This window comes from Vibrio maerlii (assembly GCF_003415655.1).
GTDB classification, from domain to species: Bacteria; Pseudomonadota; Gammaproteobacteria; order Enterobacterales; family Vibrionaceae; genus Vibrio; species Vibrio maerlii.
Map to the genome: position 1 here is coordinate 50,233 of NZ_QRHC01000006.1, position 15,470 is coordinate 65,702.

Here is a 15,470-nt window from a genome sequence, read left to right on the forward strand (position 1 = left end):
AAACTATGGCAATTCTACAGATTGGTGCAGGCGGCGTTGGCTGGGTAGTTGCACACAAAGCAGCACAAAACAACGACGTTCTAGGTGATATCACGATCGCTTCACGTACTGTGAGCAAGTGTGAAAAAATCATCGAGTCAATTCAGAAGAAAAACAACCTGAAAGATGCATCTAAAAAACTAGAAGCACGTGCAGTAAATGCAGATGACGTTGATGCACTCGTTGCGCTAATTAAAGAAGTTCAGCCTGACCTAGTAATTAACGCTGGTCCTCCGTGGGTCAACATCGCAATCATGGAAGCGTGTTACCAAGCTAAAGTATCTTACCTAGATACATCAGTAGCGGTTGACCTATGTTCTGAAGGCCAGCAAGTGCCTGAAGCTTACGATTGGCAGTGGGGCTACCGTGAGAAGTTCGCAGAAGCGGGCATCACGGGCATTCTTGGAGCTGGTTTCGATCCAGGTGTGGTATCAGTATTCGCAGCTTACGCAGTTAAGCACCTGTTCGATGAAATCGATACTATCGATGTAATGGACGTTAACGCGGGTGACCACGGTAAGAAATTCGCAACGAACTTCGATCCTGAAACAAACATGCTTGAGATCCAAGGCGATTCTTTCTACTGGGAAAACGAAGAGTGGAAACAAGTACCTTGTCACTCACGTATGCTTGAGTTTGATTTCCCGAACTGTGGTTCGCATAAAGTTTACTCAATGGCGCACGATGAAGTTCGTTCAATGAAAGAATTCATCCCTGCGAAACGTATCGAGTTCTGGATGGGCTTTGGTGATAAGTACCTAAACTACTTCAACTGTATGCGCGACATCGGTCTACTAAGCCCAGATCCGCTAACGCTACACGATGGTACAGTCGTTCAACCTCTACACGTACTAAAAGCACTACTACCAGACCCAACATCACTGGCACCAGGCTACACAGGCCTAACGTGTATCGGTACGTGGGTTCAAGGTAAGAAAGACGGTAAAGAGCGCAGCGTGTTCATCTACAACAACGCTGACCACGAAGTAGCATACGAAGACGTAGAGCACCAAGCGATTTCTTACACAACGGGCGTTCCTGCAATCACTGCTGCACTTCAGTTCTTCCGCGGCGAGTGGGCAGATAAAGGCGTGTTCAACATGGAACAGCTAAACCCAGACCCATTCCTAGCAACCATGCCTGAAATCGGTCTAGATTGGCATGTTCAAGAGCTAGAAGCAGGTCAAGGTCTTCCAGTGATTCACGAACTAAACAAAGACGCGTAATCTAACTTGTTATTTCTCTCCATTTCGTTGTCGTCTGTGCTCATTTATACTTATGACTTTTATAAGTATTATGGGCGCGCTGACTTCTAGAACTGAAGAGAAATTCCTGCGTTATATAGTGCAAAAAGGGAGCAGTGGATGTTCCCTTTTTCAATTGTTACTCAGTGGTGGTGTTTAATATTTTTAGTTTGTCTTGTTTGAACGAAGTGAGTTACAAAATAAAAATATTGAATGCCTCCTCTATCCATTCTGTTTGAGTGTACAAATGACATTTAAAAAAGAAGAATTAAAAACCCCATACTTCATGATCAACGAAGACAAGTTGATTGCGAACCTAGAAAAAGCAAAGCAGTTGAAAGAAATCTCTGGCGTGAAGCTGGTATTGGCGCTGAAGTGCTTCTCTACATGGGGTGTTTTCGACATTATCAAGCCTTACCTAGATGGCACCACAAGTTCGGGTCCATTTGAGGTGAAACTGGGTCAAGAGACTTTCGGCGGTGAGACACACGCTTACAGTGTGGGTTACAGCGAAGATGACGTTCGTGAAGTGGCAGATATCTGTGACAAGATGATCTTCAACTCGCAAAGCCAACTGGCAGCGTACCGTCATATTGTTGAGGGTAAAGCGTCACTGGGTCTTCGTCTTAACCCTGGCGTAAGTTACGCGGGTCAAGATCTTGCGAACCCTGCTCGTCAGTTCTCTCGTCTTGGCGTTCAAGCGGATCACATCAAACCTGAGGTATTTGAATCGGTTGATGGTGTGATGTTCCACATGAACTGTGAGAACAAAGATGTGGATGCGTTTATCGGCCTACTGGATTCGATCTCTGAACAGTTTGGTGAGCACTTAAACAAGCTAGATTGGGTAAGCCTTGGTGGTGGCGTGTTCTTCACGTGGCCGGGTTACGATATCGAGAAACTTGGTGCAGCGCTAAAAGCCTTCTCTGAAAAGCATGGCGTGCAGCTTTACCTTGAGCCAGGCGAAGCGATCATCACCAAAACAACCGACTTGGTTGTAACCGTGGTTGATATTGTTGAGAACGTGAAGAAAACGGCGATTGTGGACTCTGCGACTGAAGCACACCGTCTCGATACGTTAATTTACGACGAGCCAGCGTCTATCTTAGAAGCCTCTGAAAGCGGTGAACATGACTATGTTATTGGCTCATGTTCTTGTCTTGCAGGCGACCAGTTCTGTGAAGCGAACTTTGAGCAGCCGTTAGAGATTGGTCAGCGTCTGCATATCATGGACAGCGCGGGCTACACCATGGTGAAGCTGAACTGGTTTAATGGTCTACGCATGCCATCAATCTACTGCGAACGCTCAAGCGGTGAGATTCAGAAGCTGAACGAGTTTGATTACTCAGACTTTAAACGTTCCTTGTCTCAATGGGCAATCTCATAAATTATCTGCTCCATTTATATTAGATATTACTTAAGAATCCCTGCAGAAATGTAGGGATTTTTTTATTTGTTTCATAACGTTAGTAAGTTCAGAAGCCTAGTCTATACTTTTTAATTTAGCCTACGTCTTTTTACGATAATAAGAGTCCGCTTGTTAGCAAGGAGTGCAAATGAGCCCAATTTTGTACATTGAAGTCGGTAACGTGCTTTGGCAGGTCCTGCCAGACGGAACCTGGCAACAAATTCCGCTCGATACAGTGAAAGTAGATGGTGTGCTTGTCATTAAACAGGATGTAGACGGCAATACTCTGGTTGAAAACCAACAACAAACCGAAGAAGTCGCTGAACAGCTCGAGCAAGTTGTTGACCAGCTTTCTGAAGAGTTCTTATCCAATAACTTAGCGAATCCAAGTAATCAGGCTAACTCGCCGGAGTCCGCAAGTGCTTCATTTATCGAATATGTTCAAGCGACATTAGATGAAACTATCGCTCAAGCTGGTTTTGATACTAGGCCAGACACTCCTGAGCCAAATGAAGTGAACCGCCAAGACGAACAGATACAGGATGTTCTTGAGGCAAATGCTCAACTCACCGTCGATATTCTTGATGGTGGCGATTTCGTAGAAAACCGTTTCGAGGTTCCAAACGTCACTATTGAAGGTACTGCACCAGAAATGCGCGATGGGCGTATTGTGAATATCACCATCACGGATATTAATGGCAAGACGGTCACCACTACAGCAGTTACAGATAATGAAACCTATCGCGTCGAAGGTGTTGACCTTACTGGCTTGGCAGAAGGTCCATTAAACGTTGATGCCATCGTATCGGACAACTTTGGCAACAGTGTGTCGGCGGTCGATGATACAAACAAAGATACTCTCGCCGAGATTGAAGTTGATTTTGATGGTTTGGGAGACGAGTACTTCAACCAGTTTGAGGTATCGTCTACAAGAATTTTTGGTTCAATTGATTTTGTCGAAGATGGGCAACCGATTGAAATTACGATTAAAGACAGCCAAAACACTATCCTGACTTTCTCAACTATTGTCAGCGGAGGGACTTGGGAGATCCTTAACGAGGATTTCTCAGCTCTAGCAGAAGGCTTGTTGGAAGTTACGGCAGAAAGCATTGATATTGCCGGCAACCCAGCAATCGCAGTCGATACCATAGTTAAAGATACCATTGCGGGTATTACCGCTCAGATTGAGGATGGCGGTGATGCGGTTCTAAACGTTGAAGAGAAAAAGTCTGCTAACTTCTCTGGAGCTGTAACTGACGTTGAAGATGGTCAGAACGTCCACGTTGTGATTACTGACAGTAGTGGTGCGACACTTGAGTTCGATACGACCATTTCTAATGGAGAGTGGTCTGTTGAAGACGTTGATGTAACCTCGTTTGCTGATGGGGTTGTGACTGTTACCGCATCGTCTATTGATATTGCTGGTAACCCGACCTCTACCACGGATACGACGACGTCGATCGATACTACATTACCGACCATCGATATTGATACGTTAGCTGGTTTCAGTATTTTAGACTTCCGAACTGGCAACCTAACTACTCTACAGGGCACGACGACAGGTGTTGACGAAGGATTACCTATCTATGTGATTGTCAGTGATGGGAGCACCACTCTAACGTACGAGAGCACTATCAAGGCTGATGGCTCATGGGGTATGTCGGGTATCGATACTTCAACCCTAGACAGAAGCCAAACATGGACACTCGATGCAAAAGTTCTCAACGCCATAGGCAACGAAGCCGTTGATGATATGCCGACGTTGGTACTGCCTGATTCTATTATTTTCGCAGAAACTATTATTGGAATCTTGGGAAGCGAGGTCCAAACCTCTAATATCAACATAGAATTTGCTGAGTTTTCTTTCGCTAGCGACCAGTCTTTTCTAAACACTATCACTTCACAGGGGGTTGGTGTAACCGCAAATATCGCACCAGATGGTCTTTCGATTGAAGGGCGAGACTCTTTAAATGATCTAGTTTACTCCGCTGAAATAGTAGGTGACCAAGTACGAGTCACTTTTTACCAAGCAGTGGATCAAGGCGTAGATGTCGATAGCATTCAAACTGCGCTCTTGATTCAAGGTGTTCAAACCGACGCTGATGGGACAACAGAAACCGTTCTCGCTCACCTACCAATCGTTGTTAAAGACTCTGATCCTCTCGTGTTTGGTGAAAGCTATGACATGATTGAGGGCACAACCTCGTCGGGCAATTTCCTTAATAATGATATTGACCTCGATGGTGCACTACTCATTAGAGAAGTAACCGTTGGCAATGAAACGAAAGTGATAACAGGAAATCAACCGGTCACCTTCTTGACTGTAGATGGCTTGCTGACGGTTTTCGCCAATGGTCATTGGACAATGCAAGCCGATCGTAACTTAGACCATAGCACGGACCACCAGGTAGTCATCGACTATGTAGCGAGCGATGGCAGTAATGATTTTGGTACCGCAACTGCTACGATTGACATTTTTGATGGTAGCGCAGGTTCAATTAATGACGGTTCTACGCAAACCCAAGAAAACACATTAACCGATGGGGCACTGACAATCAGTGCTGATTTTAATGTTGAAGCAGGATCTGATAATCCTGATCCAGCCTCGATAGAGTTTGCAAGTACGAGCCTTGTATTGCTCAAAGCACTGGGTCTAGAGACGACTCTGAATCTAGAGAAGATCGACTATAGCCTGAGCGCCGATGGTAAAACGATAACTGCTACGGCAAATGGCGCAGCAATTTTTAGCTTAACCTTGAGTGCAGTAGCAAGTGGCGATGATGTTCTCGCGACAATCGAACTTAATCAGCAACAGCCTATCAGCCATCTTCTTGCCAGTGATGCTATAAAGCTGCCGTTGGAAATCAAAGGTAGCGATCTTGATGGAACAACACTCAATTCTGGTCGATTCGATTGGACGATCACTGATGGAGCAGACCCAACATTAAGCAATGCGCAGTCAATAGTTTTAAACGAGTCAGATCTTGCAACAGGACCTATTACTAGCTCGGGACAATTCTCTTTAACGATTGGCAGTGATTACTTAGATAGCGTGTTTTTTGACATAGCTGACCAACCTAGTTTAACAAGCGGTGGTGAAACAGTTGTGTACGTGGTCAATCCAGATGGTTCCTTATCTGCCTATGTTGAAGATGTGGACATTCCAAGGTCCCCGGACCTTGATAAGTTAGTATTCACTGTTAGCTTCACCCAACCAGCGAATAATGCCGACTCAACCATCAATTATGATCTTGTTCTCCATAGAGCATTGGATCAGAAAGGGACAGCAGAGTCTCTACCGATTGTGGTCACCGCAAGAGACCGTGATAATGATGAGACCAAATTAGAGTTAGATATCACCATTAACGATGATGGAGACCCAATTATTGGCTCGGGTGAAGTTGAACTCTCTGAAGTACCTATTGCAGATGGTATTACCGTTGGTCCAACAGCAAGTGTGACCTTTGATGTCACTGCATCTTATGACCCAATTGTCTTCCTTGGCTTGGAAGTTACGTCTGGCGCTCCTGTATTGGATACGGAAGGTAATCAAATCACGCAAAATGGTGAATCTTTGACTTGGCGCGATAATGGTGACGGTAGCTACGATGCTATTTTGCCAAACGGTCAATCAGTACTCCTTATTTCGTTACCTGCGAACTTTTCACTTGATCCTGAATCTAGCGCAACAGTTTCAGTCGATATAGAGCTCTATCAATCTATCGATCATATCGGCTCAGATGAAACGGCAAGCTCAATTACTGTTCCAGTCATTACCGTCGACTCCGATGGCACAACGAAAACTGTTGAATCGACCATCAAAATTTATGACGGCTTAAACCCAGTACTCGAAGTAGTGGGATCAATTGATGTTGATGAGGCAGGGCTGCTAACGGGTAATGTTGATTCTGGAAACGAAACGGACTCACCATCGATCGTTCTAACTGAAGGCTCAGATGATATCGTTGATATTACCGTTAATATTGCTGAATTTGACGCAGAGGGTTATACCAGCGGTGGTAAAGCCATTACCTTAAATGACAAAGACGCCGATGGTTATTATTTTGGTGTTACCTCTGATGGTTCTGAAATTTTCAGAGTGCGTTTTAATCTCGATGGCAGTGTTGAGTTTGATCTCTTAGCCCCCTTGGACCACGACCCTGTACAAGGCGAAAATAACCTACCGTTAGATTTTTCTATTAACGCGGTGGATGCTGATGGTGACCTGTCCGATCCCGTTGACTACACCGTAAATGTAAAGGACGACACGCCTCTTATTGATGGGGATTCTACGGTCTATTTAGTGGAAGGTGATCTTCTAACGGGTAACATCTTATCAGTTAACGACCGAGTTGGTGCTGATGGTGGTGAGATGGTAAGTCTCAATTATAAAGGGACTTTATATGTGTTTATCGAGCCAGAAACACCGGTCGTTATTGAGCTTATAAATGAAAATGATCTTTCGTCATATGGCACATTTACGGTCTACCAGAACGGTGACTTCACTCTGGAAACGAACCAAAGTGTAGATGCGGACCCTGCGTTACTGGATGACATAATTTATGTTATCGAGGATTTTGATGGTGATACCGACACTGGAACGATCAAATTATCTCTCGGTGATAATGAAGGTTTTATTCGAACTTACGACGTTGAAATTCGAGAAGACGAAGAAGCGACGTTAAGGATCGAGGTATCTCGTGGTGATGTTGACCAGGGGGAAACCGTTACTGAGATTTCCATTGATGCTGCGAGTTTACAGGGCGGAATACTATATCTAGATGGCATTGCTTTAGATATAGTTGATGGCAAGGTGACTATAACTAACTTAACCGTTGATGTGGGCAACCCCCTGCTTGTTGTTCCCGATGGTGTATTGACCTACAGACCTGCAGAGCATCAATCTAACACCACCTTAAATCCATCGCCAATCTCTTTGATAGTAGGTGCGGTTATCACTGCGGATAGCGGAACTCGTGATTTAAGCGAGGATTTGGATGTATCAGTATTACCCGTTGCTGACACACCAGAGTGGGGAAGTTCAACCTTTACCTACGAAATGATTGAGGATGATGAGTCTGGTCTCAATCTTGATATTACCGCGAATTTAGTCGATGCAACCGACGGTTCGGAAACGTTGAAGTACTCGATCTCAGGTGTCCCTGAGGGCATTACTATTTTCATCGATGGCCAACCGATTGAAGAAGGTAAAAACTACTCCCAGTCCAAACTGGACAAGATGGTGATCAAAACGGATGAAAACATCGCCGGCCAGTTCACCTTTACGATCACTGCAATTGCTATTGAAGATGGCAATGAATTTGCTTCCAATGATGACAAGCGCGCAGAGACGACTGAAACAGTTATCGTCAATGTACGTCCGGATGTAGATGAACCTTTCTTATCTGTAAAAGATATCAAAGGGCTAGAAGATGAACCGATCAACCTTAAAGATCATATTTTTGCTCACCTAACCGATACCGATGGCTCTGAAAGCCTCAGGATTCTTATTGAAGTTCAGGATGGCTGGGAAGTGATAGGTGGTGCTAAGACAGGTGCTAATTCCTACACTGTCACCGCTGAAGACCTTGAAAGCGGCTCGGTATTTTTGGTACCGAAGGAAGATATAAGCTCATTTACCGAAACCTTAGAGATCCAGGTTTCCGCAATTGCAACAGAGTCGACGCAAGACGGGTTGATTCCAAATAATCCGCAAGCGATCAGTCCAAAAGAAACGATCACGATCTTCTTAAAAGGTGTGGTTGATGAACCTACGGTTGTTGATGGTGGACAAGGGCATTGGCAGTACGATGATTCAACTAAGGTGATCAGTAACCTTGCTGACCTCAATGAAGATGAGCTTATTGCTTTAGATTTTGTTGTTCAAACCAGCGATGATGATGTGTCGGAAGAGATAAATATCCTACTGACTGATATCCCAGACGGTACTCAACTGGTGGATTCGTCTGGATCTCCAGTGGTACTCACTATCGCTTATGTTGATCCTATTACAGGACCAGTTTATCAGGTTTCAAACGCTGATCTCGCTAATATATTCCTCAAACCACAACAAGATTTTAGTGGCAATTTAACCTTAGATGTCATCGCTATTTCTACTGAACCGGACGGGGATTCGGGTGAGTTCCCAATGACGGTTGAGATTGAAGTGCTTCCTGTCGTCGATCAGAGTGATGGTGTTGCTGTGACAACATCGGGCGTTGAAGATCGTACCATTGGCCTTAATCTGATGCCTAGTATCAATGCCGATATCGATGGTAGTGAAAGCTTAACCGGCTATACGATTGTCGGGCTTGATGCAGACTTAACCCTGCTGTTTGATGGTGTTGAAGTAGCGGTAGAGGCTGGTGGTTTAGACTTATCAACGCTGCTTGATACCACATCCCCAACTCTTGAAGACCTCTTGCTAAGCGGACGTTTGAGTGTACAAGCGTCCGAAGATTTAAGTGGAACGTTTAATCTAGATATTAGCTATCAAGTTACCGATACATCGCCAACAGGTGCTGTGGATGTGAAGGATATTTCCGGTACATTGACCGTTGATGTTGCGGGAAAAGTTGAACTAGATACACGCCTCGAAAGTTCTGGTCAAATCTACACCAGTGATGATGGCTCACCGGTGAATATTTCTGATGCCGTTACCTTTTATGATGCGGATTTAGATGGTTCAGAATATCTCGATTACATCGTTATCTTTGTCCCCGACGGCGTCACTCTTATTGTCGACCACCCAAATGGCGCGAGCCAGAATGCGAATGGTGATTGGATTATCCCAGCAGATGGGCTAAGTAGTGATTCAGTAAAAGAAACGGCGGCTCGAATCTTAGAGAATGCCACAATCTCGAGTCCTCAAGACACTGAACTACTTGATATATTAGTGCGTGCTCGTGTAATCGATGATGAAGATGCTCGTTTTATTGATGCCACCTTCCAATTGCAGATTACCGGTCATTCAGGCGGTGGTGGAAGCTGTGATCCTGTTGGATCCCCTGGCGATATTCAATCAGATGACATTAAGCAACCTGAGGGTGAAGATATTGATCTTTCTGGGCTGCTTAATACTAATGTGGGTAGTGACCCTGACAACGAACTTTCATTCTACATTCCTGCAGATTCATTGCCTGAAGGCGTGACCATTGAGGGGGATGGCGTCACTGTTGAGTATGATCGTTTGGGTAATGTTATCGGTTACTCCATAACCCCTGAAGCATTGGGTAACCTAAAGCTTACCGGTATGGACGAGGACTTTGCTGGTTGCTTAACCTTTACGATAGAAACGATAGAAACGTCACCATGTAACGGTGATAGCGTCACAACAGAACAGACGATCACTATTCAAGTCACCCCGGTTGTCGATGACATCTCTATAGGTGCCGACTCGCTAACCATCGAAGAAGACACTCAGTCTAATCTCAACCTATCGTTGATTTTGGGAGATAGCGTTGAAGATGGGCAATTGATTACCGGAGAAGGTAACTCAGCGACGGGTAAAGAAACCGTGAACTCTTTGACGGTTTCTATAACTGCAGGTGCGAGCTTAGTCGGGCCTAATGACGTTCTTTCAGATAATGGGGATGGCACTTGGACCATTCTTGATCCTGCTCGATTAAATGAAGTTGAATTAGTACCCCCACTTCATTTTAGTGGAGAGCTGACGTTAACCTTTAGCGCCAATATTACGGATGCTGCTGATTGCGTCACGGAAACTGACACCCAAGATAAAACCACATCTATCACCATTGATGTTGCCCCCGTTACCGATTTGGCCAATCTCGTGACCAGTGATGTATTAGGGAATGAGGATGAGTATATCTCGCTATCTTCCATGACGGCAGAGCTGATAGACCAAGATGGCTCTGAGAGTATGTCGTTAAGCTTGAAAGGAGTACCGGAAGGGGCTGTTGTTGTCTACAAAGTGGGAGAAAGCTATGAGTTAGCACCAAACAATGGCGCTGATGGTGGCAGCTTCAATGGGGCAAATACTTATGAGTGGCAAGTCGATCCATCGCGAATCGCTGATCTATATATATTGCCTCCGCTAGACTTTAGCGGAGATATTCCACTGGCTTTAGAAGCCATTACTCAAGAAATTGAGAGTGGAGAGGTGAACTTTACAGAGTCTGAGTTTGTTGTTGGTGTATTACCCATTGGTGACAGAGTCGAGCTCGTCGACTTACCAGAAACAATTACTGGTGAAGAAAATGATGGTGTTGCGATTAACCTGGAAGCGTCTAGCTTTGAGACAAACAGTGACGAATATATTTCATTGACCGTTATTGTGAATGCGACCTCAGATTCAACCGCTTTATTCGGCTTAGATAAGATTCGTATAGGTATCAGTAGCGCCGCTTTTGTCACAAATTCAGACGGTAGTGCATCTGCGTCATTATTAGTTAGAGCCGATGAGATAGATAAGATCACCTTCTTCCCTGGTGATGCATACGGAGAAATGGATGTCACGATTCAAGCTCGTAGCTACGACGAAAATACTGTATTGGGTAATCTAGAGTTCGATTATGGAGATCCAGTGAGTGAAGACCTCACTATCATTATTGAACCAGAGCCAGATGAACCCATTCTGACAGTGGATTATGCGTCGATAATCTCAGAAGCTGACGGTGCGATACCACTAGGGTTGGATCTGTCCTTAATCAACCCTGCTCCGGACGAATCTGGCTTTATTGTTCTGTCTGGCTTGCCATCTAACTTGGAACTTAACGCTGGAGCCAAGAGCAATGGTAAATACACGGTTGATCTGGCTGATATTGAGGACCTTGCGATTATTAGTGGATACGATGGTGCTGACAGTTTTCAGTTGACTATCGAGCCAAGCGCCACGCTGGGAGGCTCAGAGGCGACAGGTATTGCACAAACCGTTGATGTGACATTGTTAGTGCCAGGAACCGACTCGATGGGCACCGGTGACAATGATCTATTTGTTATCAATAACAGCACGGGAACTGACAATATTGTGGACTTCGACTTCTCGGCTAATAGCGATGCCATAGATATCAGTGCGATTGTGAGTGGTGTAACGAACGGAACAAGCGCCGACGGACAAATTGATCTGGCTGAATCTGGTGCAGATGTGGTGATCTCTTTGAAACCCGATAGCAGCAATGTGCAACAAGAAGTGGTACTGAAAGGAGTGACCTTAGATAACCTCTATGGCGCAAGTGCGAATGGAGTCAGCGAAGCTGATATTTTGCAAAAGATGATTGATGACCAAAACCTAATCGTGCAGTAAGAGATGGAATCAATACATGGAAGGCAATGAAATAAAAGATCCTTGGATGACGAGCTTAATGTGGCTCAATGATCATTTTGATGTGCGTATGCATCAAGATAAGCTGTTGTCTGGCTTGCCATTATCACAAGGTCAGCTTGATCAATCTCTATTCCTAAGAGCGGTAGAGCGTTTGTCTTTAAGCGTCGTAAAAATTGATAGGAAGAATCTTGCGGAGGCCCAGTTTCCTGTCATCGTCTCTCTGCTAGATACAGGAACACCCATCGTAGTCACGTCACATCAAACGGGTACATTCCGTGTGATCGGAAGCAATGGACAAAGCGCCGAAATCGCCGACCTGAGTTCTCAAGTGGAAGAGTTTGGTTGGCAGATCGGTTGTGAAGCAAAATTGGATGCTCGAGTCGAACACGTAGAAAAGAAAAAAGGGCATTGGCTTTGGTCAACGGTTAGAGAGGTGAAACCTTGGTATCGAGACCTTCTTGTCGCGTCGTTAATGATTAATGTCCTTGCCTTGATTGTGCCTCTGTTTACCATGAATGTTTACGACCGCGTGGTCCCTAACCAAGCTTTTAATACCTTGTGGGTGCTCGTGATTGGTGTCTCCTGCGTGATAGTTTTTGACTGGTTACTGAGAGAAGCGCGAAGCTCCGTCACTGACTCTGCAGGCCAATATATCGATAACAAATTGTCATCCGTGCTTTTCAGTAAAGTACTTGGCATGAAACTGGAAAACCGTCCTCAATCGGTTGGGGCATTTGCTCGCCAAGTACAAGATTTTGACAGCGTTCGAGATTTCTTTACCTCAATCACTTTAGTGACCCTGGTTGATTTACCTTTTACTCTGTTATTTCTCGCGCTGATTGGCTGGTTAGGTGGGGCAATGATGTTCGTTCCTGTCGCGGTTATGTTCGCCTTGCTGCTTCTCAGTTTGACGATGAAAGGAAAAATAGAGCAAACCCAGACAGAGAGTGCTCAGTTATCCACTCAAAGACAAGCGCAACTCTTTGATTGCTTGAGCTCTTTGCCGGAGATTAAGCAGGGTAATGCACAGGGGGAGATGCAAAAGCGTTGGGAGCAAACCTCCGCCTCGTTATCCAACTGGCAAAATCGTTCCCGTCACTACTCAAACTTAGTTTCTCATTCGATCCAGTCCAGCCAACAGATTGTGACGATCTGTTTGATCGTGTTTGGTGTCTATCAGATATCGGAGGGTCTGCTTAGCATGGGGGGATTAATTGCGATTGTCATGCTAAGTGGCCGAGCAGCGGGTTCTATTAATCAACTCTCTATCCTGATGCTTAGGTACCAGCAAACTAAGACGGCAGTAGAAGGTTTAACCAATATTATTGAATTGCCACAAGAAGATGAACTTGGTCATCAGCTATCAAGTGGCTCTTTTAATGGCTCAGTGCGATTCCAGGATGTGAGCTATCAGTATCCTGATAGCCAAACTTTGAGCCTTAATTGTATTGAATTGAATATTCGTAGCGGAGAACGTGTTGGGGTTGTTGGTGCTGCGGGCTCAGGGAAATCGACTTTGCTATCCCTGATGGCAAAACAGTTGTCTGCCGAACAAGGTCGAGTGTTATTTGACGACATTGACGCTCAACTGTGGCCAAGCAGTGTGCTGAGGGCTAAAACTGGTTGGGTTGGACAAAACTCACAGCTTATCTACGGCTCTGTGATTGAGAACATTACCTTGGGTGATAAGTACATCGATCAGGAAAGAATCACTCACGCGGTTAACTTATCTGGGCTCAGTGGTCATATGGAGCGTCTAGAAAATGGTTTGGAAACTCAGGTTGGCGAGGGAGGCCGTTTTCTATCGGGTGGGCAACGCCAGTCTGTTGCCATCGCGAGAGCTCTGTACCGACAACCTAACCTGCTTTTAATGGATGAGCCAACGTCTTCTATGGATAAGGTGACAGAAACTCGCCTTTTCAATGGGCTGCAGAGTATGCCGAGGGATATCACTATGGTGATTACCTCTCACAAACCTTCGTTCCTTGCACTCTGTGACCGAATAATTGTGATGGATAAAGGCAAGATAGTTGGTGATGGTTCTCCATCTGAAATCTTCACATCATCGTCAGCTAAACAAGGCGGGCGTAGTCGAGTGCGTTCTATTTCCGTCGTTCAAGGTGGTCAAGTCGCTCAAAGCAGTCAAGATGTGCTGGGAGGTCAGAATGAGTAGTACGGCTTGGAATCCAGCATACGCTGCTAAGAAATCACGTAAGCTTATTTGGTTAAGTGCTGCGCTGATCGTTGCTGTGATTGGTTGGGCAACATGGGCAAAGCTTGAAGAAGTCGTCGTTGGGGAAGGTAAGGTTGTACCAAGCCTATCCGTCCAAACGATTCAAAGCCTTGAAGGTGGCTTAGTGAAAGAGTTATTGGTCAAGCAAGGCGAACGTGTGAAAGCTGGCCAAACTATTGCGGTTCTTGACGATACTCGATTTAGAGCTAGTTACTTAGAGACCGCTCAGCAAGCGGATTCGTTGTTAGCACAAAGAAAACGTTTAGAGGCGGAACTTGCCACGATTGTTGTAGAGCCGCTCAACGAGGCATGGCGTGAACAAGTGACAATTGTTCCTCAGAGTTTTGAACTGAATGAAAACAGCCACCCGGCGCTCATCAACGCCTGGGCGAATTATCAAGAACGCTTGGGACAACTGAAAACAGAGCTTGAGGAGTCTCAATTACGTATCGAGCAACAAGCTCAAGCATACAACGATACTCAACATTCGCTACGCACGCTTCGTAGCAGCCTCAATGTGGTTAATAAAGAACGAGATATGCTCAAAACGGTTGTTGAGAGTGGGGCGGTAGCTGAAGTTGAATTACTCAAGTTGAATCGAGATGTAATTAAGCTGGAAGGTGATATCGCTAGCTCTCAAGCCTCAGCACAAAAGCAGCGCGCGGCCTATTCAGAAGCAATTGCTGACCGACGCAGCACCGCTATCGATTTCCGAACCAAGGTGCAGGGCCAGTTAAATGAAGTGACAGCACAGTTGGCTCAACTTGGAGAAAGCCGACAAGCCATTGCTGATCAGCTGCAGCGAACCCAGCTTATCTCTCCAGTAGATGGACGTGTAAAAGAAGTCTTTGTCCGTACTATCGGTGGGGTAGTAAAACCCGGCGAACCTATCGTTGAGTTGGTTCCGGAAAACAGTGCGCTGATTGTTGAAGCAAAGATCGCACCTCAAGATATTGGCTTTGTCTCACCTGGATTAGAGGCAACAGTAAAATTTTCTGCCTATGATTTCGTTATATACGGAGGCGTAAAAGGAATCGTGACCTATGTCAGTGGGGATGCACTGCAGACGGAAGATGGTCATGCCTATTATCGCGCACATATTGAGTTAGATGGTGACACGCAACCGGAAGCTTTCACAGTTATTCCGGGTATGCAGGTCGCGGTCGATATTTTAACTGGGGAAAAAACGGTACTTAGCTACTGGCTAAAACCAATTCTGCGAGCGAAAGAGAGTGCTCTAAGAGAACGATAAAATAAGGA

At 45.2% G+C, this 15,470-nt stretch carries 5 protein-coding genes; all 5 read left to right on the forward strand.

The window, feature by feature from the left end; all coding sequences use genetic code 11:
- Window positions 1-5 precede the first annotated feature (5 nt).
- Window positions 6-1,265, forward strand: a complete 1,260-nt coding sequence (locus DPF91_RS11630; RefSeq protein ID WP_117234607.1) for a carboxynorspermidine synthase — start codon at window positions 6-8, stop codon at window positions 1,263-1,265.
- Between the two features lie 265 nt (window positions 1,266-1,530).
- Window positions 1,531-2,670 carry a carboxynorspermidine decarboxylase gene (gene nspC / locus DPF91_RS11635; protein ID WP_117234608.1) on the forward strand — a complete coding sequence of 380 codons (1,140 nt, stop codon included), beginning with the start codon at window positions 1,531-1,533 and terminating at the stop codon, window positions 2,668-2,670.
- A 169-nt stretch (window positions 2,671-2,839) separates the two neighbouring features.
- Entirely contained in the window at window positions 2,840-11,956 is a 9,117-nt protein-coding gene (locus DPF91_RS11640) for a T1SS-143 repeat domain-containing protein (protein WP_117234609.1), read from the forward strand.
- A 16-nt stretch (window positions 11,957-11,972) separates the two neighbouring features.
- A complete protein-coding gene (locus DPF91_RS11645) occupies window positions 11,973-14,150 on the forward strand; it encodes a type I secretion system permease/ATPase (protein WP_117234610.1) in 2,178 nt (725 codons plus the stop codon).
- A complete protein-coding gene (locus DPF91_RS11650; RefSeq protein ID WP_117234611.1) occupies window positions 14,143-15,462 on the forward strand; it encodes an HlyD family type I secretion periplasmic adaptor subunit in 1,320 nt (439 codons plus the stop codon). The genes DPF91_RS11645 and DPF91_RS11650 overlap by 8 nt, the downstream gene beginning before the upstream one ends.
- Window positions 15,463-15,470: the final 8 nt, after the last annotated feature.